Origin of the sequence: Methylobacterium sp. J-030 (genome assembly GCF_022829545.1) — a bacterium.
Lineage (GTDB): Bacteria > Pseudomonadota > Alphaproteobacteria > Rhizobiales > Beijerinckiaceae > Methylobacterium.
In genome coordinates this window covers 1-22,694 of record NZ_JAKSYM010000177.1, presented here as the reverse complement: position 1 = coordinate 22,694, position 22,694 = coordinate 1, and the positions used below count along the sequence as shown (strand labels likewise).

The following is a 22,694-nucleotide window of genomic DNA, read 5'->3' as shown; positions in this document are numbered from 1 at the left end:
TTCGTCTACTTGGCCGGCGTGATCGATGGGTTCAGCCGCAAAGTCTTGTCGTGGCGGCTATCGATCACCATGGAGGCCGACTTCTGTGTCGAGGCGGTGGAGGAAGCACTTGCCCGGCATGGTACACCGGAGATCTTCAACACCGACCAGGGCTCGCAATTCACCAGCCACGGCTTCACCAGCGTATTGGTGAAGGCTGGGATCGCCATCAGTATGGACGGCAAGGGCGCTTGGCGCGACGAGGTCTTCGTCGAGCGGCTGTGGCGGTCGGTCAGGTACCAGGAGATTTACCTCCGGGCCTACGACACCGTCAGCACGGCGCGCGCCTCGATCGGCCGGTACCTCGCCGTCTACCATGGACGGAGGCCCCATTCGCGTCTCGACCGACGCACCCCCGACCAAACCTCCTTCGACAGGCTGCCGCATCCCGCGGCCGCCTGAACCCGGCAGGACGCCACTCATCCAGGCCGAGGTCACTGTTCAGACAAACCGAGCCACCTCTGTAGCCGTGCCGATACCTCGCCCCGGCGAAATGGGTGGCGATGCGCAAGAGCGCTCTGGCTTTCATCGATCAGTATGGCGCCGAAACGCACCAGCTGGGTTGCACTGCGCCCGAGCTGTTCGGCGTGCATCCGTTAAGCGGCACGCTGCGCGTCGACTCTTGCGGTGTCCTGATGCTCGGCCCATCCGCGGCTCGGGCGATCTATACTGATCGGGTGGCGTTCGCGCAGACGTCGGACTACCGGCCGCTGAAGGGTCAGGCTCCGGGCGTGCCGGTCTGGGAGTTCGCGGCGCAGGCACGCTGAACGTTAGCCTCACCGTCGGCTGCATCCTGCTATCTGGCGGCGATCTGCGATCACTTCAGCGTCGCGAGCGAGCTGTCCTCGAGCGCTGTCATTCGCGCGAGCCCCACCATGATCAGTCCAACGTGAGCGGCATTCACGATCGCGCCCGAGCAGGCCAGCGCGGCAAGTTCAGCACGCGGCACGAGCACGATCTCAATGTCCTCGGACGGCTCTGGGGTGGCCATACCCGGCATGACCCTGCGAGCCAGGACGAGATGTATGAGACTGGTCGAACGGCCCGGGTTCGGGGCGAGCGTCGCGAGATGGTCGAGGTGCCCGCTCGTGTAGCCTGTCTCCTCGCGCAGCTCGCGCTCGGCAGCCGCTACCGGATCCGCATCCTCGGCATCGACGATCCCGCCGGGCAGCTCGAGCGATAGGATCCGCAACGGGTGTCGATACTGGCGCACCAGGATGGCTCGGTCGTCCGTGTCGAAGGCGAGCACATGGGCGAGGACTGGGCTCTCCATCACGTAGAAGGGTGCGACTGAAACACCCGCCGGCGTGACGCAATCGTCGGCTCGTACACTGATCCATCTGTCTTGGAGGACATGGCGCGATGTCGTGACGGTCCAGGCTCGGTCGGTCATAGCGCCCTCATACCAGCAATAATTCGTTAGTCACGCTCCCAGCCTTCGCCCGCACCTGTCGCTGCTCCGCTTCATCCTCGGCCGCATGCCGCCTCTTCGCGGCGATCACCTCCTCGATCCAGGCGATGGCGGGCACGTGCACCTGGATGGTTCGGACGTCGCCGAGCGCCTGCCCGATCTGCTAGCGGTGCCAGGATAGCACGTCGGCCAGCGCCTGCAGGTAGGCCTTCTGCGCGTCGGTCACGTCAATCGCCCCACCGGTCGGCACAAGCCTCTGATGGTGCGCGCGGTTTCGCAAGTCATCCACAGCACTCCACCGCGATCTCGGCGGGCCTCGCCGGCGGCGATTGAAGGGCGCCGCCACCTCGAGTTTGTCCGTTCTTTGTTCGCAGACGAAGGAGCACCAGAATGGGCGCCTGGGCACCGTGCCGCCCGGCCGGGTGTGGGTCGAGTGCGCCGCTTGCCGGCGCTCGGGCGCTACAGCGTGGCGAACCTGTTCGATCGATACGGACCCGACATCTCGACGCTCGGCCTGCTGCGCAAACCTCGCGGCCTCGTGCCGGTACCAGCGCACGCCCGGGGCGCTTCCCGCGCGGAAGTACGAGCATTTGTGCCTCGCCGCGATCACGCTGCCGCAACCCGTGAAGCAGATCCCGCCGGTGCCGCCGGGTGTGCCCTACACGATTGAGATCTGGAAGGAGGTCGGCGGCAGCATCGAATTGCATCTCGCCACCATCTACCCGCTGTCCCTGGCGATGGCCGCGTTCGAGGTCGCCTGTCGGGAATGGCCGACGCACATGGTCACCCTGCGGGATCGGGCGCGGATCGTGCGGAAGTGAGAGATGCCGTCGCCGATTAGCGCAGCACCTGCGGGGTCCCAACCCTGACGGCGAGGCCGTCTGCCTCCAGGCGGGCGAAGGCTCGACTCGCGTGCAAGGCTCGCTCCCGACCGGGCAGACCGGCACGCTCGGCGATCTCGGTTGACAGTCGACGGCTCCGGCGTGAGCGCGGCCAGCACGCGCGGGCGGATGTCCTGACGCGGGCGCGCTCCGAGGGGTGCGGGAGGTTTCGGCACCGAGCTACGACGCCTCGCGCAGCCCGCGGATTTCGGCGCGCCGCAGCAGCTCGGCGTCGGTGAACGTGAAGCAGCCGATCTGCCAGTGGTCCGGCTCCTCGCCGATCGGCGCCACGACGATGCCGGGCGCTAACAGGGCCGCGACGGCTGCAAGGATAGAGTCGGCTTCGTCGCTCATGCCAGCGCGATCAGCATCCTGACGTGCCCCTTCCACTGGGCCCAAGCCTTCAGCGTGTCAGCGCTCAGCCCTTCAATGAATGCATCGAGATCATCAACGCCGCTCAAAGTGCACGACCGGGTCCCGGAGATTGCATCCGATATCAGGATCGATGACCCTGAAACCGCGTGCTTCGACCATATCACGGAACCAGGAGCAGCCGATGTTGTACCAGCGGCCCGGACGCGGCCGATCCCAATCCTCGGCGCTCTCATCCACGGCCAGCGCTGCGGCGAGTTTGGCGTAGTCGCTGATCATGACGAAACCGCGCGCGCCAGAAATCATTTTCCGCGAAATTGCCTCGAAATAAGCGGTGGTGGCATCCCGACTGAGATGGCAGAAGCAGCCGAATGAAAAAAAGAATTCGATGCCGCGATCGGGCACAGAGTTACAGGAAAAATCTGAGACTTGATCGTATGTAACGCGGTCGCAAACCTCTGGACTGGCCCCGACATAGCCGAAAAAATTATTGTCTTCTGCCGATTTCGCATCAAGGGCATAGAGATGCTTAGCCCCGTCACCCAGAATGCATTTCGACCACGCTCCTGCGCCTGGACCGATCTCCAAAACGATCTTATCGCGAGTCTGATTACGGATACACATCAGATACGTGACGTAGAGAGTGCTCAGATATCCGATCTGTCGGGCCTTGATACCCTTAGCGGCAGCGATCGCAAGTTGATCTGCATAGCCATTGAACTTGTCGTGCTCGACGTATGATGACGAACCAAGTGGGTCTGACGGATTGCCTTCGCAATAACCGCCGGGCCATACATCCTTAAACGATGCGATCTCGTCGTTGAGCACTGGCTGTCTCCAAATTTAGGCACATACATTTGATCATAGCTGGGTATCTTGCATCTTTAGCCATGAGAAAAGCTTATGAACACCCTAGCCGCACACCGAACGAAGCTTGCCCCTGATCGACCACAGCATTGCTCTTCTGGCCGAAAACGATCTTCGCCTCAAGCGGTTGGAAACGGTATGTTTGGCGCACGTGACCGAGGCCTGTTGCAACCGCCCGCGAAAGGGCATGAGACCGGGGCGCAGTGCGAGCGCCGGCAGATCGACGAGCGTGATCCAGTTCCTCGCCATTCACCAGGCAACGCTCGAAGTCGTCGTCCGGAATGACCGTGTAGCCCATGCACCGAGAGATCCGGCCGTATCCAAGATTGGCTTGACGCCCGCGCTTATACTCGGACCGGGAACCCCAGAATAACGGAGGTCGACACCATCGTGCGCCGGAGCCCCGGCGTGGTCGTCTCATCGGCGAGCAGCTTCTTGGCCTGCGGGTGCATCTCGATCGCCTTGGCCACGTCGATGGTGTGGCCGGACTTGAAGGCGAACGGCGGGGCGCCCTCATCATTCAGGTAGGCGGCGGTCGCGGCCGCAATCTCCTCGTCCGTCACTTCGGATTTCCGGCGCAGGTCGCCGACGGATGGGATCTCTTTGGCGATGAATTTGGACACAGCCTCGCTAAACTTGGACACAGAACCCCGATGGTCGCAGATATCATCAGGATTAAGATGTTGATAAATCGAGAGATTTTGGTGAGCGCGTTGGGGTTCGAACCCAAGACCTACAGATTAAAAGTCCGTTGCTCTACCAGCTGAGCTACGCGCTCGCGTCCCGGTCGCGCCTGGGGCGGAATGCCGGGGACGGCGCGTCCGCAATAGGTGAGGCGAACCGGGGGGTCAACACGCGGGCGGGGACAACCCTCAGCGGGGACCGGTCCGCGCCTGCTCCACGATCGCGCGCGCCTCGTCGAAGGCGGCGTCGGCGTCGAGTTCCGTCGTGTCCAGTCGAACCGCGTCGTCGGCCATGCGCAGCGGCGCCGCAGCCCGGGAGGAGTCGCGGGCGTCGCGGGCCTCGATGTCGGCCAGGATGGCCGCGAAGGTCGCAGCCTCGCCGCGCCCGGCCAGTTCCCGATGGCGGCGGCGCGCCCGCTCCTCGGCGGAGGCCGTGATGTACAGCTTCACCTCGGCCTCCGGACAGACCACCGTGCCGATGTCGCGCCCGTCCAGTACCGCGCCCTGCGGCGTGGCGGCGAAGCGCCGCTGCCACAGGAGCAAACCGGCCCGGACCTCCGGTACGGCGGAGATCCGCGAGGCCGCCTCGCCCATGGCCCGGTCGCGCAGGCGCGAATCGTCGAGCTTGTCCGGGTCGAGCGCCTGAGCGGCCCGGGCGGCGGCCCCGTGATCGTCGAGCGAGAGGCCGATATCGATCAGCGCCAGGGCCACGGCGCGGTAGAGGAGGCCCGTGTCGAGATGCGGCAGCCCATAATGGCCGGCCAAGCGCTTGGCCAAGGTGCCCTTGCCCGAGGCGGCCGGGCCGTCGATCGCGATGACGAGCGGCATCGGCGTCAATCCCCAATCCGGCCGCCGAGGGCCCGCATGGTCGGCAGGAAGGTCGGGAAGCTCGTGGCGATCATCGCCCCGTCATCCACACTCACCGGGTCCCGGGTGGCGAGGCCCATCACCAGGAACGCCATGGCGATCCGGTGATCGAGATGGGTCGCCACCGTGCCGCCGCCGCGGGCCGCCGTCCCGTCGCCCTCGACCACGAGGTCGTCACCCTCGACCGCATGCCGGACGCCGTTGGCCGCAAGACCCGCCGCCACGGCCGCCAGGCGGTCGGACTCCTTCACGCGCAGTTCGTGCAGACCGTTCATCCGCGTGCGGCCTTCGGCGAAGCTCGCCGCGACCGCCAGCACCGGATACTCGTCGATCATTGCGGGCGCCCGCTCGGCCGGAACGTCGACGCCGGTGAGGCGGCTCGCGCGCACCCGGAGATCCGCCACGGTCTCGCCGCCCTCCTCCCGCTCGGCCACGCGCTCGATCTGTGCGCCCATCTCGATCAGAGTCGTGATCAGGCCCGTGCGCAGCGGGTTCATCATCACGCCTTCGATCACCACGTCGGAGCCCGGCACGATCAGCGCCGCCACCAGCGGGAACGCCGCCGAGGACGGATCGGCCGGCACCACCACGTCGGTCCCGCGCAGGGTCGGCTGACCGGTGAGCGCGATGCAACGCCCGTGCCCCCCGGGCCCGTGCGGCGCGACCTCGACCGCGGCGCCGAACAGGCGCAGCATCCGCTCGGTGTGATCGCGCGTCGCCGCGGATTCGATCACCGTGGTGATCCCGGGGGCGTTGAGGCCGGCGAGCAACACCGCCGACTTGATCTGCGCCGAGGCGGCCGGCGTCTCGTAGGTGATCGGGATCGCCTCCCGCGGCCCGCGCAGGGTCAGCGGCACGCGCCCGCCCGCGGCCTCCGACAGGACCTGCGTGCCCATGCGGGTGAGCGGATCGAGGATGCGGCGCATCGGACGGGACCGCAGGGAGGCGTCGCCGTCGAAGGTCGCGGTGACGGGCTGGCCGCCGACCACGCCCATCATCAGCCGCGAGCCGGTGCCCGCATTGCCGAAATCCAGAACCTCGACGGGGTCGCCGAGGCCGCCGATGCCGACGCCCCGGACCCGCCAGCGCCCCGCATCGAGGCGCTCGACACCGGCGCCCAGAGCCTTGGCGGCGGCGGCGGTGCGCAGCACGTCGTCGCCCTCCAGCAAGCCTTCGACCGAGGTCTCGCCCTCGCTGAGGAGGCCGAGGATCATCGCCCGGTGGGAGATCGACTTGTCGCCGGGCGGGCGCAGTCGTCCGCGCAGGGGTATGCCCGGCGCTGCGGTGAGGGGTTCGGGGGGCGAATCGTGCGACACGGGGCGTCCGTTCGGGCTCGAAGGTGGGCCGGGATCCGGCGCGTCGCGCAGCCGCGCGGCGCCGCTTCAATCGGACCGTGAATCGCGGTGCGGTTAACACGCGCACCGGCGGACGTCATCCATCGCATTCCGGCACGCGGCCCGACGCCGGATCCCCCGGGGCGCGCCGCCCGGGACGCCGTGTGCCGGGTTCGATTGACAGAGGCGGCGCCCGCGACTAACGGGGCCCCTCCCCCGAGACATTTGTAGACGACGAGGTGTCCCCCCGTGGCCCGACCGGAACTTGGCTTGAAGCGCCAGTGCATGAGCTGCGGCGCGAAGTTCTACGACCTCGCCCGCGACCCCGCCGTCTGCCCGAAATGCGGCGCGGTCTATCAAGCGACCGCGCCCAGTCGCGTCGCCGCGCCCGTGATATCGCGCGCCGCCCCCACCAACGACGATGAGGACGAGACGGACGAGAAGGGGCCGGAGATGGTCTCGCTGGACGAGGTCGAGGCCGCCGAGGACGAGGCCGATACCACGCCGGAGGACGAGACGGTCGAGGACGGGGATGCGGCCGAGGACGATACCTTCCTCGAGGAGGAGGATGCCGGCGACGACGACGTCTCCGATCTCATCGACGGCGATATCGAGAACGACGAGGAGGGCTGAGGCGGGCCCCGCCTCACCGTCGGATAAACCCCCGCGCAGAAACCCCTCATCGCGGTGAAAAAAGGGGGTTGAGTCCGCCGCGCGAGCCGCCTATAGAACCGGCCTCGCCGGACGCCAGCCGGTCGGCGAGACCCCGCGGGACCCAAACCGCGGCGGATGACAGTGGGGCCTTAGCTCAGCTGGGAGAGCGCTTCCATGGCATGGAAGAGGTCATCGGTTCGATCCCGTTAGGCTCCACCATCCTCCCCCGGCGCGAAGCGGCTGATCAGCCCGCACATGCGTCATCACCGGCAAGCGCATATCGACAATGCCTGCGTCGACGCGCTGGTCAGCGCGTCAGGTGCCCGAGCGGCAGCGCCGTCGTGTACTTCACCTGCCCCAGTGCGAAGCTGGACCGGATATTGGCCACCCCGGGGATCCGGGTGAGATGGTCGAGCACGAGCTTCTGGTACTGGCCCAGATCCTCCACCACCACGCGCAGCATGTAGTCGGCCTCGCCGCTCATCAGGTAGCACTCCACAACCTCCGGTCGGCTGCGCACCGCCTCATCGAAGGCCTGCAGCGCGGCCTGGGTCTGCTTCTCCAGCGAGACGTGGACGAAGACGTTGACCGCGAGCCCCAGGCTCAGCGGATCGACCACCGCGACGCAGCCGCGGATCACGCCCGCCGCCTTCAGCTCGTTGACGCGCCGCCAGCACGGCGAGGTCGAGAGGCCGACCTGCTCGGCTAGATCCGCGATGCTGATCTCGCTGTCCTGCTGAAGGCGTTCGAGGATGCGCAGGGAGGCGGCATCGAGGGGGACCGGGCGCAGGGCCATTCTTTCGCTTTCGTGTTCCGGGCTGGCACATCGTGCCGTCAAACAGTGAACTAGAGAAGCGTTCTATCGCGACCGGGGCCTCGGCACCGAGGTAAAATTCACCGCCTCCCCGGCCCCTTTGGGGCAAATGAACCCGAAAAGACGTCATTCGAGCGAATCTTCGGCATTTCCAGCCTCCTCCGCGCCGGTATGATTGGCGGATAAAAGGAAGGCCGCGCCGATGAACGCCATACCGCCGAAAGCCACCATCGCGCGCTCCGCCGAGGTCGATCACGATCCGGCCGAGACCCAGGACTGGCTGGCCGCCCTGGACTCGCTGTTCCGCACCGAGGGCGCGGCCCGGGCGCGGTTCATCCTCGACAGGCTGGAGCGGCGCTCGAAGGAGATCGGCATCCTCGACGAGGCCCTGCCGTACTCGCCCTACCGCAACACGATCCCCCTGGAGAAGCAGCTGCGCTACCCGGGCGACCTCGACATCGAGGAGCGTCTCACCTCGATCATGCGCTGGAACGCTCTGGCCATGGTGGTGCGCGCCAACATGGCCTACGGCGAGCTCGGCGGGCACGTGGCGAGCTACGCCTCGGCGGCCGAGCTGTTCGAGGTCGGCTTCAACCACTTCTTCAAGGGCGGCGTCGACGGCGATCTGGTCTACTTCCAGCCGCACTCGGCGCCGGGCGTCTATGCCAGGGCGTTCCTCGACGGGCGACTTTCCGAGGAGCAGCTCAAGCATTACCGCCAGGAGATCGCGGGCGACGGCCTGTGCTCCTACCCGCATCCGTGGCTGATGCCGGACTTCTGGCAGGTCCCGACCGGCTCGATGGGTATCGGCCCGATCCACGCGGTCTATCAGGCGCGGTTCATGCGCTACCTCGGACATCGCGGGCTCGCCGACACCGCGGGCCGGCACGTCTGGGGCGTGTTCGGCGACGGCGAGATGGACGAGCCGGAATCGATCGGCGGTCTCGCGCTCGCCGCGCGGGAAAAGCTCGACAACCTGACCTTCGTCATCAATTGCAATTTGCAGCGGCTCGATGGGCCGGTGCGCGGCAACGGCCAGATCATCCAGGAGCTGGAGAGCCTGTTCCGCGGCGCGGGCTGGAACGTCATCAAGGTGCTGTGGGGCTCGGAGTGGGACGGGATCTTCGCCCGCGACACCAACCACGCCCTGCTGCGGCGCTTCGCCGAGACGGTCGACGGCAAGTATCAGACGCTCGGCGCCAAGGACGGCGCCTACAACCTCGCGCACTTCTTCGGCGAGGATCCGGAGGTGCGCGAGCTCGTCGCCCACATGTCGGACGCCGACGTGGATCGCCTGAAGCGCGGCGGCCACGATTTCCGGAAGCTGCACGCGGCCTTCGCGGCCGCCAAGGCGACCAAGGGCCGGCCGACCGTGATCCTGGCCAAGACCAAGAAGGGCTACGGCATGGGCGGCGCGGGCGAATCGCGGATGACCGCCCACCAGGCCAAAAAGCTCGACGTCGAGGCGCTGCGCGCCTTCCGAGACCGCTTCGCCCTGCCGCTCACCGATGCGCAGGTGGAGGGTCTGGCCTTCTACAGGCCGGCCGAGGATGGCGCCGAGATGCGCTACCTGCGCGAGCGCCGGGAGAGCCTGGGCGGCATGCTGCCGGCCCGCCGCCGCACGGCCCCGGCCGTCACGGTTCCGCCGATCTCGACCTATGCGGGCTTCGCGCTCGAAGCCGGCGGCAAGGAGATGTCCACCACCACCGCGGTGGTGCGCCTGTTCGGCAACCTCCTAAAGCACAAGGACCTCGGGCCGCGCCTCGTCCCGATCGTCGCCGACGAGGCCCGGACCTTCGGCATGGCCAACCTGTTCCGCCAGGTCGGGATCTACGCGCCGGACGGGCAGCTCTACGAGCCGGAGGATGCCGGCTCGATGCTCTACTACCGCGAGGCCAAGGACGGGCAGCTCCTCGAGGAGGGCATCACCGAGGCCGGGGCGATCTCGTCCTGGACGGCGGCGGCGACGGCCTACAGCGTCCACGGCCTGTCGATGCTGCCGTTCTACATCTACTACTCGATGTTCGGCTTCCAGCGTGTCGGCGACCTGATCTGGGCGGCGGCCGACCAGCGCGCCCGCGGCTTCCTGATCGGCGCCACCGCGGGCCGGACCACGCTCGGCGGCGAGGGACTCCAGCACCAGGACGGGTCGAGCCACATCATCGCCGCCACGATCCCGAATTGCCGGGCCTACGATCCGGCCTTCGCGTACGAGATGGCGGTGATCCTCGACCACGGCACCCGGTCGATGATGGAACAGGGCGAGGACGCCTTCTACTACCTCACCGCCATGAACGAGAACTACGCCCAACCGTCGATGCCGGAGGGCGCGGAGGCGGGAATTCTCAAGGGGATGTACCGGCTCCCGGGGTCGGAGGCCGGGACCGGCGCGGTGCGGCTCCTCGGGTCCGGGGCGATCCTGCTCGAGGTGATCGCGGCCGCCGCCCTGCTGGCGGAGGATTGGGGCGTCAACGCCGAGGTGTTCAGCGTGACGAGCTTCAGCGAATTGGCGCGCGACGCCCGCGAGGCCGAGCGGCAGGCGATCCTGCACCCGGAGGCCGACGCCCCGGTAAGCCACGTCGCCGCCCTGCTGCCGGGGACGGTGCCGGTGGTGGCGGCGAGCGACTACGTCCGCGCCTACCCGCAATTGATCGCCTCCTATGTCGCGGCGCGGTTTGTGACGCTCGGCACCGACGGGTTCGGGCGCAGTGACACCCGCCATGCGCTCCGCCGGTTCTTCGAAGTCGACCGGCAGCACGTGGCGGTCGCCGCCCTCCACGCGCTGGCCGAGGCCGGCACGGTGCCGCGCGCGACGGTGGCCGAGGCGATCAGGCGGTACGGGATCGATGCCGCGGCGCCGGCGCCCTGGACGATCTAGGCCAGTTTCGCAAAGGTGGACACCGGTTTTGCGACGAAAACCTGAGCCACGCCAAGGACCTAAGCGGATGACGCGTTGGCCTGCCAACACAAGTCTGCTTAGCGCCGGTTCGACCATCACACCGACGCCCTCATCCTGAGGTGCCCGCATCGGCGGGCCTCGAACGAGCCCTCCAGCCAGCCGCGCGAGCCCTGGAGGACTCCCTCGAAGCGGCTCCGCCGCATATCAGGATGAGGGGGATTGGTCGGCGTGCCGGAGGTGGGGCCGTCGTCTCTCGCCTGCCTCACGCCACCGGGGGGTCGTGGACCGTCCCCGGCCACCGCGTCCCGCCGATAAACCCGTCCGAGCCACGGAAGACCGCCCGCATGAGTGCAGCGCTGCAGATCGCCCTCCCCGATATCGGCGACTACCGGGACGTGCCGGTGATCGAACTGCTGGTGAAGCCGGGCGACCGCCTCGCCGTGGACGACCTGATCCTCAGCATCGAATCCGACAAGGCGACCATGGAGGTCCCCTCCCCGGTCGCCGGGATCGTGCGGGAATTGCTGGTCGCGGTCGGCTCTAAGGTCTCGGAGGGCACCCCGATCCTGATGGTCGAGGCGGCGTCGGAATCCGCACCGCCCCCTCCCCCCTCTGCGGGAGCGGGTGGTCCGCGAAGCGGGCCGGAAGAGGCGCCGCGCGACGAGGCGGGTTTCGGCTCCCAACCTGTTGTTCCCGGAGACGGCGCTCCCCTCGCCCGCCCCCTGCTGACGCAGGGGACACTCTCCCCCGCAAAGGGGGGCGGGAGCGCGGGCGTTGCTGCCGCGCGACCCGAACTAGCCCCCGGCGGCGACGTGCATGCCAGCCCATCGGTGCGCCAACTCGCCCGCGAACTCGGGATCACCCTCGACCGGGTTGCCGCAACCGGACCCAAGGGCCGGATCCTGCGCGAGGACCTGCACGCCTTCGTCAAGGCGGCGCTCCAGGCGCCGGCCGGGCCACCGGCGGCTCCGGCCTCCGGGATCGGCGCCGGCCTGCCGCCCTGGCCGGAGGTGACCTATGAGAAATACGGCCCAGTCCGGCGCGAGCTCCTGTCGCGGATCCAGACGATTTCCGGCGCCAACCTCAGCCGCAATTGGCTGACCATCCCGCACGTCACGAACTTCGACCGGGCCGACGTCACCGAGATCGAGTCGTTCCGCACCGGCCTGAACACGGAGACGCGCACGCCGCCCGCCAAGGTCACCATGGTGGCCTTCCTGATCAAGGCCGCGGCCTCGGCGCTTCGGGCCCTTCCGCGCTTCAACACGTCCCTCGACGGCGGCGACCTCGTCCTGAAGGACTACGTCCATGTCGGCTTCGCGGTCGATACGCCGAAGGGATTGATGGTGCCGGTGGTGCGCGACTGCGACCGCAAGGGGATCCTCGAGATCGCCACCGAGATGGCTGCCCTGGCCGAGAAGGCCCGGGCCGGGACCCTCTCGGGCGGCGACATGCAGGGCGGCTGCTTCTCGGTCTCCTCGCTCGGCGGCATCGGCGGCGACGGCTTCACGCCGATCATCAACGCCCCCGAGGTGGCGATTCTGGGCGCGGCGCGCTCGCGCATGGAGGCCGTGTGGGACGGAAAGGCCTTCCAGCCGCGCCTGATCCTGCCGCTCAGCCTCTCCTGGGATCACCGCGTGGTCGACGGCGTCGCCGCCGCCCGCTTCCTCGGACACGTGGCCGCGGTCCTGTCGGACCTGCGCCGCGCCCTCCTGTGACGGTCGCCGCCATGCCTGAGACCCGCGAGATCCGCGTCCCCGATCTGGGGGATTACGCCGACGTGCCGGTGATCGAGATCCCCGTGAAACCGGGCGCGACGATCACCCGCGACCAGACGCTGCTGATCGTCGAATCCGACAAGGCGACGTTGGACATCCCGTCACCGGTGGCGGGACGGCTCGTCGAGATGCTGGTCGGCCTCGGCGACACGGTCTCGGCCGGCACGCTGGTCGCCCGCCTCGTCCCGGATACGGACGCCGAGGCACCGCCGCCGGCCCCGGCTTCGACCCCGGCCGCGCCCGCCAACATCGAAAGCAGGGACGCGGATTGCGACGTGCTGGTCATCGGCGGCGGCCCCGGCGGTTACTCGGCCGCCTTCCGGGCCGCCGATCTCGGCCAGCGGGTGATCCTGGTGGAACGCGACGCGACGCTTGGCGGCGTGTGCCTGAATGTCGGCTGCATCCCGTCCAAGGCGCTGCTGCACGTGGCGGCCGTCACCGAGGAGGCCCAGCGGCTCGCCGCCCACGGCGTCAGCTTCGGCGCGCCTGCGATCGATCTGGAGAAGCTGCGGAGCTTCAAGGCCGGCACCGTCCGCCGTCTCACCGACGGGCTCGCGCAGATGGCGCGGCAGCGCAAGGTCACGGTGCTCCGCGGGACGGCGCGCTTCAGCGGGGCGAACGCCGTCACGGTCGCCCTGCACGAGGGCGGCGAGCGCAGCGTCGCCTTCCGAAGCGCCATCGTGGCGGCCGGCTCGTCGCCGGTCGCTCTGCCGATGCTGCCGGAGGATCCGCGCATCGTGAACTCCACCGGCGCGCTGGAGCTTCCAGCGGTGCCGCGCCGGCTGCTCGTGATCGGCGGCGGGATCATTGGCCTCGAGATGGCCACTGTCTACAGCGCGCTCGGCGCCCGCGTCGACGTCGTCGAGCGGCTGCCGAACCTGCTGGAGGGCGTGGATCGCGACCTCGTGGCGATCTGGACCAGGCGCAACGCGCACCGCTTCGACCGGCTGCTGACCGGCGCCGAAGTGGTCTCCGCCACGGCCGAGCCGGACGGCATCGCCGTCACCCTGGCGGGCGAGTCGCAGGCCACGACTTACGATCTCGTGCTCCAGGCGGCCGGCCGCCGGCCGAACGGCGCGGCCCTCGGACTGGAGGCGGCGGGAGTGACGGTCGAGCGCGGGTTCGTGCCGGTCGATGCCCAGATGCGCACGAGCGTACCGCACATCCTCGCCATCGGCGACCTCGTGGGCCAGCCGATGCTCGCCCACAAGGCGGTTCACCAGGGCCACGTGGCTGCCGAGGTCGCCGCCGGGCACCGGGCCGGTTTCGATGCCGCGGTGATTCCGTCCGTGGCCTACACCGACCCGGAGATCGCCTGGGTCGGCCTCACCGAGATGGCCGCGAAGGCCGAGGGGCGGGCCGTCGAGGTGGCGCGCTTCCCCTGGGCCGCCTCGGGCCGGGCCATAGCGAACGGCGCCGATTACGGCCTGACCAAGCTGCTGTTCGAGGCCGGCACGAAGCGCGTGGTCGGCGGCGCCATCGTGGGTCCGAGCGCGGGGGACCTGATCGGCGAGATCGTACTCGCCATCGAGATGGGGGCGGACGCCGTCGATATCGGCCGGACGATCCACCCGCACCCGACCCTGGGCGAGACGGTCGGCCTCGCCGCCGAGGCCGCGCTGGGCCTCTGCACCGACCTGCCGCCGGTCGCGCGGCGCTGACGCAGCCGCCGATGCATCACCCCGATGGTGGTGTCCGACGGGGTAGACTCGGGGTCGGCTCGGACGGTAACCGCACATCGAAGGCGGGGCGTCCATGAGGAGTCGACGTGTGGCAAGGCCGGTGCTCGGCGGACGATCCTCCCGTAAGCCCATCGTCATCCTGCTGGCCACTCTGGCGGCACTGCCGGTGAGCCCTGGCCGGGCCGTCGCGGAAGCGCCGGCCATCATCGACGGGCCGGGCAAGTCGCAAGCCCTCGTCGCGGCTCTGCGCGCGCGCATCCTTGCCGCCGACAGCGCGACGCTCGCCCTCGAAGGCTGGTGCGCAGAGCACAGACTCGCCGCCGATCCGCATCTCGTGGCCGAGCGCCTGCCGGGTCCGGACAAGCCGCTGACCCCTGCGCAGCGCGCCCGGCTGGCGATCGGCTCGGAGGAGCCGGTGCGCTATCGCCGGGTCCGCCTCGTCTGCGGCGACCACGTCATGTCGGAGGCCGACAATTGGTACGTGCCGGCCCGGCTGACGCCCGAGATGAATGCCGCACTGGATGGAACCCGCACGCCATTCGGCCGGGTCGTGCGCCCATTGGCGCCGGTCCGACGGACGGTCGAGGTTCGTGCCGGAACTTCAGGCGCGGCGCCGGCGGATCGCCTATTCGAGGTCGATGCCGTGCTCTGGACAGGGGCTGGGCAACCCTTCTGCGAGGTGGTGGAAACCTACCTCGGTACGGCATTGCCGCCCGCGCGCCGGTGATAAAAACGTGGGCCTCGGTGCAGAGAGCGTTGCCCGGCCTGTGTCGAGCCCTCACACGGACACCGATCCAGCATCGTTCGCCGGGCCAGACGAACCTATTGGGGAGACGAGGATGCGTTCAAGGCTCGTGCGGCTGACGGCTCTCGGAACGCTTGCGCTCGGCGCTGTCGGTCGCCCGGCCTGGGCGGCCGATCCGGCGGGATTGTGGCTCACGGAGACCGGCAGCTCGCGCATCCGCATCGCGCCCTGCGGCGGCGGCTATTGCGGGACGATCGTCAGCGCGCCCGGCAAGGCCCTCGATGCGAAGAATCCCGATCCCGCGCTGCGCACCCGCAGCGTCGTCGGCGTGCAGATCCTGGACGCCCGGCAGCAGGACGGCTCCGGCTATTCCGGCTCGCTCTACAACCCGAACGACGGCAAGACCTATTCGGGGTCGATGCGCCTGACGGCTCTCGACACGCTCGAGGTCTCGGGCTGCGTCATGCGCGTGTTCTGCAAGCGGCAGAGCTGGACCCGGGTGAAATGAAGCCGGGCCGCGGCGCAGCGCTGGAAGCCGGGGCGATCGCCATCGCCATGGTGCGGCGCAACAACGCGGGATCGATTGTGCGCCATTGAAGTTGCCTGGGTCGGAAACCGACAGGAACCGTCATGACCCGGACACTTCTCGCCACCGTTCTCGCCGTCGCCACCGTCCTGCCGGCGGCTGCCCAGGTGATCGAAACCCCGAACCGCACCACGGTCGTGGCACCGCCCAACGCGCCGGGCGTGATCAGCACCCAGTCCGATGTGACCGGCAACGATGGGGCGATCACCTACTCGCCGACCGGACAGCCGGCTGACACGATCGCGAACAATTCTGCGGCCGCCGGCAACGCCAATCAGCCGTCGCGGGTGGCTCCGCAGGGCGGTGCCGGCGGCAAGTAAGGCGCCGAGACGCGGGTCGGGATCCCGCCACGAGACAGTGCGGCCGCACCGGCACCGGTGCGGCCGTCTTCGTTCAGGCGGCCTCGGTCAGGGCCTGCGCGACGGCGTCGAGGGCGGCTTCGGCGCCGGCTCCGTTCGGCCCGCCGGCCTGTGCCATGTCGCGGCGACCGCCGCCGCCCTTGCCGCCGAGCGCGCCCGCGCCGGCCCGCACGAGCCCAACCGCGTCGTAGCGCTCGATCAGGTCGTCGGTGACGCCGACCACCAGACCCGCCTTGCCGTCGGGCCCGACGCCGACCACCGCCACGATCCCGGAGCCGAGGCGCTTCTTCTCCTCGTCGACGATCGGCTTGAGGTCGCGCATGTCGAGACCTTCGACCACCGAGCGGCGGAACGCCACGCCGCCGATCTCGGTCTGCTGCGCACCCGCGCCCGGGCCGCCCTCGCCGCCCATCGCGAGCTTGCGCCGGGTCTCGGCTAACTCGCGCTCCAAGCGCCGACGCTCCTCCATCAGCGCCGTCAGGCGATCGGGCGCCTCCGAGACCGGCGCCTTGAGGATGCCGGCCAGAGCCGCAAGCGTCCGGGCCTCCGCGGCGCGGTGATGACGGGCCGCGTCGGCGGTCAGGGCTTCGATCCGGCGCACGCCGGCCCCCACCGCGCTCTCGCCCACGATGGTGATGGCGCCGATATCGCCGGTGCGCGCGGCATGGGTGCCGCCACAGAGTTCCACGGAGAAGTTTCTGGTCCGCGCCGCTGCGGCCGGCGCATCAACCGGCAGGCCCATGGAGACGACCCGAACCTCCTCGCCGTACTTCTCGCCGAACAGGGCGCGGGCGCCCGACGCGATCGCGTCGTCCACCGCCATCAGCTTGGTCACGACCGGCGCGTTCTGAAGCAGCACCGCGTTGGCGATGTCCTCGACCCGGGCCAGCTCGTCCGGCTCGATCGGCTTCGGGTGGCTGATATCGAAGCGCAGCCGCTCGGGACTCACCAGGGAGCCCTTCTGGGCGACGTGGTCGCCCAGCACTTGCCGCAACGCCTCGTGCAGAAGATGGGTCGCCGAATGGTTGGCCCGGATCGCCTTCCGGCGGCCGTAATCGACCTTCAGCTCCACCGGTAGATCGAGGCTCACCGTCCCCTCCTCCACGGTGACGTGGTGGACGAACACGTCGCCGAGCATCCTCTGGGTGTCGGTGACCCGTGCGCGGACGCCGGGGGCCGCGATCAGCCCGGTATCACCGACCTGACCGCCCGATTCGCCGTAGAACGGCGTCTGGTTCACCAAGACGAGACCGGTCTGGCCCGCCTCCAGGCTCTGCACCTCGGCGCCGTCGCGCAGCAGCGCGGTGACGATGCCCTCGGCGCCCTCGGTCTCGTAGCCCAGGAACTCGGTGGCGCCGACGCGCTCGCGCAGGCCGAACCACACCGTCTCGGTGGCCGCTTCGCCCGAGCCCTTCCAGGCCTCGCGCGCCGCCTGCTTCTGGCGCTGCATCGCCGCGGTGAACGCCTCCGTATCGACACCGATACCCCGGGCCTTCAGGGCATCCTGGGTCAGATCGAGGGGAAAGCCGTAGGTGTCGTAAAGCGTGAAGGCGGTCTCGCCGGAAAGCTTGTCGCCGTCCTTGAGCTCGCGGCTCTCGGTGTCGAGGATCGACAGGCCGCGCTCCAGGGTGCGGCGGAAGCGGGTCTCCTCCAGCTTTAGGGTTTCGGCGATGAGGCTCTCGGCCCGCATCAGCTCGGGATAGGCCTGCCCCATTTCGCGCATCAGCGTCGGCACGAGGCGGTACATCGTCGGCTCGCGGGCGCCCAGGATCTCGGCGTGGCGCATGGCGCGGCGCATGATCCGGCGCAGCACGTAGCCCCGGCCCTCGTTGCCCGGCAGCACGCCGTCGGCCACGAGGAACGACGAGGCGCGCAGGTGATCGGCGATCACCCGGTAGGAGGCGAGCGTCGCCGGCTCCGGCGCCCGCGAGACCGCGTGGGCCACGGCGTCGATCAGCGCCCGGAACAGGTCGGTCTCGTAGTTCGACGGCACCCCCTGGAGGATCGCCGCCATGCGCTCCAGGCCCATGCCGGTATCGATGGAGGGCCGCGGCAGCGGGTTCCGGACGCCCGGCTCCAGCTGCTCGTACTGCATGAACACGAGGTTCCAGAATTCCAGGAACCGGTCGCCGTCCTCGTCCGGCGAGCCGGGCGGGCCGCCCTGGAGCGCGGGACCCTGGTCGATGAAGATCTCCGAGCACGGGCCGCAGGGGCCGGTATCGCCCATCTGCCAGAAATTGTCGGAGGTCCCGATCCGGATGATCCTCTCTTCCGGCAGGCCCGCGATCTTCTTCCAGAGGCCGGCGGCCTCGTCGTCGTCGGCGTAGACGGTGACCAGAAGCCGGTCAGGCTTCAGGCCGAACTCCTTGGTGATCAGCGTCCAGGCGAGCTCGATCGCGCGGTCCTTGAAGTAGTCGCCGAACGAGAAGTTGCCGAGCATCTCGAAGAACGTGTGGTGGCGCGCGGTGTAGCCGACATTGTCGAGGTCGTTGTGCTTGCCGCCGGCCCGCACGCATTTCTGTGCCGTGGTGGCCCGGTCGTAGGCGCGCTTCTCGACGCCGGTGAAGACGTTCTTGAACTGCACCATGCCGGCGTTGGTGAACATCAGCGTCGGATCGTTCTTCGGCACGAGGCTCGAAGAGGGGACGACCTCGTGTCCCGCCTTCGCGAAGTAGTCGAGGAAGGTCGACCGGATCTCGTTGACGCCGCTCATCGGGGCTGACTCTGGCAGGAACACGGGGCCGGGCACCGCTCACCTTCGAGCGATACCCGCATGGCGCCCTCTTAGAGCCGTTCCGGACCGGGTTGCAATCGGTGCGCGGCCTAAGTGCTTGCCGCCCCGCGCTCCCTGCCGATTCGTCGCGCGCGGTGCGGTGGGTTTGCTCTGCGCGGCACGCGGATGCTCACACCCTTTCATCGGCGAAAGCCGCCGGGTCCGCGCGTCCTCCTCGCCCGTCTGCTGCGATGTTCACACATCTCTGCCGGCAGGGCGATGAACCCCCCGCGCCGGCGCCTCGCCCTGTGGCTTACCGGCATCGGCCGCGAAAACACCGCGATCAGCCCCAGGACCGCCACAAGCGCGGCCGTGTTGTCGCCACATCTGTCAAGCGATGATGAACCCGTGACGCAATCAACGGCGCAGGGAATCGGATCAACGATGCAGGGCCGCACGGTCGGAACGTCGAAGACCATCACGGGCAAGCCGGGCGCCGGGCGTTTCGGCGGCGGCCGCGCCGACGTGATCGCCGCGCAGCCGATGCTCGGTCGCGCCCATGGCAGCGCTCCGGCCTTGGTCCGGTCGCTGATGACCGTGTCGCTGATCGCGGGGGGCCTCAGCGCCGCCCTGATCGGATCGGGCGTGGACCTCGGCAAGATCGGCCTGTCGCCGGCCGTCTCGGTCGCGCAGGCCGCCACCGAGATCCAGATGCCGCGGCCGCACATCCACACCGTCGCCCTCGAGGACGAGCTGGAGCGGACGCCGCTGCGCGCCTCGTCGAGCTTCGCCGCCGTGCACGACCTCGACACCGAGATCGGTTCCAACACGGTCGATCGCGTGTCCTACGACTTCCTCCTCTCCGAGAGCGCGGGCGGCGACCCGAACGACATCCTCGAATTCGGCCCGATGAAGATCCGGCGCCACATCGTCCAGACGATCGTGCGTGCCGCCCAGGCGGTCCAGACCGACCCGGTCCTGCTCATGGCGGTGGCCGACAAGGAATCGAGCTTCATCACGGCGGTCCAGGCCAAGACCTCCTCGGCGACCGGCCTGTACCAGTTCATCGAGCGCACCTGGCTCGGCGTGGTGCGCGATTTCGGAGCCAAATACGGGCTCGCCAAGGAAGCCGCGCTGGTCACGGCCGATGCCAACGACCGGCCGGTGATCACCGATCCGGCGGAGCGCGCCCGGGTGCTCGAACTGCGGCGCGATCCCTACCTCTCGGCGCTGCTGGCCGGCGAGATGCTCAAGCGCGACGCGGCCCGCATCGCGCTGCGCATCGGACGCGATCTCACCCTCGGCGAAGTCTACCTCGCTCACTTCCTCGGGCCGGACGACGCCGAGGAGTTCCTCGCCAACGTGGTGAACAAGCCGGCCGCCGCCGCCGCCGCGCTGCTCCCGGGACCGGCCCGGGCCAACCGCTCGATCTTCTTCGCCGCGGGTCGCTTCACCGGGCGGGGCCGCCACCGCAAGCCGCTCAGTCTCTCGGTGGCCCAGGTGCACGAGAAGTTCGAGGCGATGATGAGCACCCGCGGCTCGCGCTACCAGAACGTGCGCGCCGTCTCCGGCATCATGGCCTATGCCGACGCGGACACCGCCACGCAGTAACGGGTCGGCGAGCCGCCCGCGATTCAGGACGCCTCGCGCAACCACCGGCGGATTGCCGACTTTCCTCCTGGTGCGCCGCCGTTTCGTCCGGCGCGCCTGAAGACTTCGGGGGGAGTCCTTGCGGAAGCACCAGACGAGCGCGCCCGTGCCGCTCACCGATACGCTGACACCGGGGATCCCGCTCGATCAGATCGGCAGGACGCTCGCATCGTTCTACGATGACTTGGTCTCTGAGGGCGTGCCGGAGCATCTTGCCGTCCTCGTGCGCCGCGTCCGCCAGACGGAGGCCGACGCGCCCGCCCGACCGGAGTCGGATGCCGCCACGCCCGCAGCCGCGTATCCACGGGTTGCACTTGTGGTCGAGGACGACCCCGAAATCCGCGCCCTGGCCGAGACGCTGCTCGAAGAGACCGAACTCGACGTCATTGGCTGCGACAGTGCCGAGGCGGCCTTATCGGTGCTGCAGGCCCGCGGCGGCGAGGTGGCGCTGGTCTTCGCCGATATTCAGCTCGCGGGCCGGATGGATGGCTTGCAGCTCGCCCGGGCGGTGGCGACGCTCTGGCCCCGGGCCCGGCTGGTGGTGACGTCGGGTCATGGTCTGCCCCGCCCCGAGTTGCCGCAGGAAGCTGTGTTCATCGCCAAGCCCTGGCGCCCGCGCGACGTGCTGGTCGAGGCCGAGCGCGCAGCCGCCGAGCCGGCGCCGCCGATCCTCTGAGCGCTCCTCTCCCGATCGGATGTGGTATGCCGAGCGACCGGGCCCGGCACTTGCATCACGCCATCGCGCGTCGACGGAGACCGCAGCGGCACACGCCCGGAGAGAGCCGATTTGCCGATCCTGTCCGTCCAGCATCGAACGGTCTACCGGTACAGGCGCCCCGTCTCCTTCGGCGAGCACCGGATCATGTTCCGGCCGCGCGACAGCTACGACCAGCGCCTGATCGAGACGACCCTCGACATCACGCCGGAGCCGGCCTCTGTCCGCTGGATGTTCGACGTGTTCGGCAACTGCGTGGCGGTCGCGAGCTTCGATACGCGGGCGGAGACGCTCACCTTCGTCTGCGGCATCACGCTGGACCACACGCCCGAGCACGCGCCGGTCTTTCCCCTCGCCCCGCACGCCACTCATTACCCGTTCGGCTACGGCGCGGAGGACATGCCGGACCTCGCCCGCTCCATCGAGCGGCAATGGCCGGATCCGCGCCACGAAGTCGATGCCTGGGCGCGCAGCTTCCTGCCGGCGGACGGGCGCATCCCGACGCAGGAATTGCTGGCCGCCATGACCCGCAGCGTACGGGCCAACTTCACCTACCTCGCCCGCAGTGAAAAAGGGGTGCAGGACCCGCTCACCACCCTGCGCGGCAAGCGCGGCTCGTGCCGCGACTTCGCGGTGCTGATGATGGAGGCGGTGCGGGCGCTCGGCATGGCGGCCCGATTCGTGTCCGGCTACCTCTACAATCCCCGCAACGACCGCGCGCGCCACGTCGGCGGTGGCTCAACCCATGCGTGGCTGCAGGTCTATCTCCCCGGCGCCGGCTGGGTCGAGTTCGACCCGACGAACGGGATCGTCGGCAACCGCGACCTGATCCGCGTCGCAGTCACCCGCGATCCCGCGCAGGCCGTGCCGCTGCACGGCTCCTTCTTCGGCTTGGCCAGCGATGACCTCGGTATGCGCGTCGAGGTCGACGTCGTCGAGCTGTCCGGGGCCGCTGCGGCCCCGATCCGCGAACAGGGGTCCGCCCCCGTCCCGGCGCGTTGATCCCGATCCCGGAACGAGCGTGCGTGGCGACCCCGCGCCGAAGACGACACAGCGAGGTGGCGCGATGAAGATCAAGACGGGTTTCGATATCGCCTTCACGATGACCCAGCCGACCCCGATGATCCTGATGCTGAGCGTTCACCCGTCGCGGATGCCCGACGTGCTGACGCCGCACGTCATCACCTTCGATCCGCCGATCCCGGCCCACGAGTACCGGGACACGTTCGACAATATCTGCCACCGCATCCTCGCCCCGGCCGGCCAGTTGACCATGGCGGCGGATTTCACCGTTTCGGATACGGGTATGGCGGACGCGGTCGAGCCGGCGGCGCGCCAGATCCCGGTGCAGGACCTGCCCGACGCCGTGCTGATGTTCCTGCTCGGCTCGCGCTACTGCGACACCGACAAGCTGTCCCAGACCGCGTGGTCGCTGTTCGGCGGCACGCCCGAGGGCTGGGCCCGCGTCCAGGCGATCGTCGACTACACCCACGAGCGCCTGCGGTTCGACTACCAGCGCGCCGACGCCACCCGCACCGCCCATGACGGCTTCATGCAGCGCGAGGGCGTCTGCCGCGACTTCGCCCATCTGGCCATCACGCTCTGCCGCTGCATGAACATCCCCGCCCGCTACGCCACCGGCTAT

The 22,694-nt window shown here is 69.1% G+C and carries 22 protein-coding genes and 2 tRNA genes; 15 read left to right on the top strand and 9 right to left on the bottom strand.

The genetic code is table 11. The features are described 5' to 3' along the window. Window positions 1-441, top strand: a 441-nt coding sequence (locus MKK75_RS12280) for a DDE-type integrase/transposase/recombinase (protein WP_244042849.1), incomplete at its 5' end; no start/stop codon positions are given. Between the two features lie 95 nt (window positions 442-536). After that, window positions 537-806 carry a hypothetical protein gene (locus MKK75_RS12275; protein ID WP_244042848.1) on the top strand — a complete coding sequence of 90 codons (270 nt, stop codon included), beginning with the start codon at window positions 537-539 and terminating at the stop codon, window positions 804-806. A gap of 50 nt (window positions 807-856) precedes the next feature. On the opposite strand, the gene MKK75_RS12270 is transcribed toward MKK75_RS12275, so the two are convergent. Next, entirely contained in the window at window positions 857-1,432 is a 576-nt protein-coding gene (locus tag MKK75_RS12270) for an NUDIX hydrolase (protein WP_244042847.1), read from the bottom strand. Between the two features lie 608 nt (window positions 1,433-2,040). Here MKK75_RS12270 and MKK75_RS12265 point away from each other — a divergent pair. Further along, entirely contained in the window at window positions 2,041-2,271 is a 231-nt protein-coding gene (locus MKK75_RS12265) for a hypothetical protein (protein WP_244042846.1), read from the top strand. Between the two features lie 240 nt (window positions 2,272-2,511). Here MKK75_RS12265 and MKK75_RS12260 read toward each other — a convergent pair whose 3' ends face one another. The 6 genes from MKK75_RS12260 to aroA all read right to left on the bottom strand — a co-directional run bounded on the left by MKK75_RS12260 (window position 2,512) and on the right by aroA (window position 6,436). Next, window positions 2,512-2,685, bottom strand: coding sequence for a hypothetical protein (locus MKK75_RS12260; protein WP_244042845.1), 174 nt, complete (start codon window positions 2,683-2,685; stop codon window positions 2,512-2,514). Between the two features lie 93 nt (window positions 2,686-2,778). Continuing rightward, a complete protein-coding gene (locus tag MKK75_RS12255) occupies window positions 2,779-3,531 on the bottom strand; it encodes a class I SAM-dependent methyltransferase (RefSeq protein WP_244042844.1) in 753 nt (250 codons plus the stop codon). Window positions 3,532-3,914: 383 nt separating this feature from the next. Next, complete coding sequence (locus MKK75_RS12250) at window positions 3,915-4,193, bottom strand: hypothetical protein (RefSeq protein ID WP_244042843.1); 279 nt, start codon at window positions 4,191-4,193, stop codon at window positions 3,915-3,917. 79 nt (window positions 4,194-4,272) lie between these two features. Beyond that, window positions 4,273-4,348 (bottom strand) — tRNA-Lys (locus MKK75_RS12245). 94 nt (window positions 4,349-4,442) lie between these two features. Further along, a complete protein-coding gene (gene cmk, locus MKK75_RS12240) occupies window positions 4,443-5,081 on the bottom strand; it encodes a (d)CMP kinase (protein ID WP_244042842.1) in 639 nt (212 codons plus the stop codon). A 5-nt stretch (window positions 5,082-5,086) separates the two neighbouring features. Beyond that, entirely contained in the window at window positions 5,087-6,436 is a 1,350-nt protein-coding gene (aroA, locus tag MKK75_RS12235) for a 3-phosphoshikimate 1-carboxyvinyltransferase (protein WP_244042841.1), read from the bottom strand. A 267-nt stretch (window positions 6,437-6,703) separates the two neighbouring features. On the opposite strand from aroA, the gene MKK75_RS12230 reads away from it, so the two are divergent. Together MKK75_RS12230 and MKK75_RS12225 are read left to right on the top strand one after the other, a co-directional pair. Further along, window positions 6,704-7,087: a TIGR02300 family protein gene (locus tag MKK75_RS12230; protein ID WP_244042840.1), complete on the top strand. Its 384-nt coding sequence runs from the start codon at window positions 6,704-6,706 to the stop codon at window positions 7,085-7,087. A 164-nt stretch (window positions 7,088-7,251) separates the two neighbouring features. After that, window positions 7,252-7,327, top strand: a tRNA-Ala gene (locus tag MKK75_RS12225). An 88-nt stretch (window positions 7,328-7,415) separates the two neighbouring features. On the opposite strand, the gene MKK75_RS12220 is transcribed toward MKK75_RS12225, so the two are convergent. After that, the gene (locus MKK75_RS12220) at window positions 7,416-7,904 is read right to left on the bottom strand and encodes an Lrp/AsnC family transcriptional regulator (protein WP_244042839.1); all 489 of its coding nucleotides are present in this window, start codon (window positions 7,902-7,904) and stop codon (window positions 7,416-7,418) included. Between the two features lie 220 nt (window positions 7,905-8,124). Here MKK75_RS12220 and mdeB point away from each other — a divergent pair, with 220 nt between their 5' ends. The 6 genes from mdeB (at window position 8,125) to MKK75_RS12190 (ending at window position 15,932) form a co-directional block, all read left to right on the top strand. Then, window positions 8,125-10,800 carry an alpha-ketoglutarate dehydrogenase gene (gene mdeB, locus MKK75_RS12215; protein WP_244042838.1) on the top strand — a complete coding sequence of 892 codons (2,676 nt, stop codon included), beginning with the start codon at window positions 8,125-8,127 and terminating at the stop codon, window positions 10,798-10,800. Window positions 10,801-11,165: 365 nt separating this feature from the next. Further along, window positions 11,166-12,539, top strand: a complete 1,374-nt coding sequence (locus MKK75_RS12210; protein ID WP_244042837.1) for a 2-oxo acid dehydrogenase subunit E2 — start codon at window positions 11,166-11,168, stop codon at window positions 12,537-12,539. 11 nt (window positions 12,540-12,550) lie between these two features. Then, window positions 12,551-14,260, top strand: coding sequence for a dihydrolipoyl dehydrogenase (gene lpdA / locus MKK75_RS12205; protein WP_244042836.1), 1,710 nt, complete (start codon window positions 12,551-12,553; stop codon window positions 14,258-14,260). A gap of 109 nt (window positions 14,261-14,369) precedes the next feature. Further along, a complete protein-coding gene (locus MKK75_RS12200) occupies window positions 14,370-15,008 on the top strand; it encodes a hypothetical protein (RefSeq protein WP_244042835.1) in 639 nt (212 codons plus the stop codon). Between the two features lie 112 nt (window positions 15,009-15,120). Then, window positions 15,121-15,534, top strand: a complete 414-nt coding sequence (locus MKK75_RS12195; protein ID WP_244042834.1) for a DUF2147 domain-containing protein — start codon at window positions 15,121-15,123, stop codon at window positions 15,532-15,534. A 122-nt stretch (window positions 15,535-15,656) separates the two neighbouring features. Next, window positions 15,657-15,932 carry a hypothetical protein gene (locus tag MKK75_RS12190; protein ID WP_244042833.1) on the top strand — a complete coding sequence of 92 codons (276 nt, stop codon included), beginning with the start codon at window positions 15,657-15,659 and terminating at the stop codon, window positions 15,930-15,932. A gap of 73 nt (window positions 15,933-16,005) precedes the next feature. Here the strand turns inward: MKK75_RS12190 and alaS are convergent, their stop codons facing one another. After that, window positions 16,006-18,684, bottom strand: a complete 2,679-nt coding sequence (alaS, locus tag MKK75_RS12185) for an alanine--tRNA ligase (protein WP_244042832.1) — start codon at window positions 18,682-18,684, stop codon at window positions 16,006-16,008. A 444-nt stretch (window positions 18,685-19,128) separates the two neighbouring features. Between alaS and MKK75_RS12180 the strand changes: the two genes are divergently transcribed. The 4 genes from MKK75_RS12180 to MKK75_RS12165 all read left to right on the top strand — a co-directional run. Then, the gene (locus MKK75_RS12180) at window positions 19,129-20,295 is read left to right on the top strand and encodes a transglycosylase SLT domain-containing protein (protein ID WP_244042831.1); all 1,167 of its coding nucleotides are present in this window, start codon (window positions 19,129-19,131) and stop codon (window positions 20,293-20,295) included. A 118-nt stretch (window positions 20,296-20,413) separates the two neighbouring features. Continuing rightward, the gene (locus MKK75_RS12175) at window positions 20,414-21,010 is read left to right on the top strand and encodes a response regulator (RefSeq protein WP_244042830.1); all 597 of its coding nucleotides are present in this window, start codon (window positions 20,414-20,416) and stop codon (window positions 21,008-21,010) included. Window positions 21,011-21,121: 111 nt separating this feature from the next. Next, window positions 21,122-22,051 (top strand): transglutaminase family protein, encoded by a 930-nt coding sequence (locus tag MKK75_RS12170; RefSeq protein WP_244042829.1) that lies wholly within the window; start codon window positions 21,122-21,124, stop codon window positions 22,049-22,051. 64 nt (window positions 22,052-22,115) lie between these two features. After that, window positions 22,116-22,694 (top strand): transglutaminase-like domain-containing protein (locus MKK75_RS12165; protein WP_244042828.1); only part of this gene is annotated, 579 nt, incomplete at its 3' end.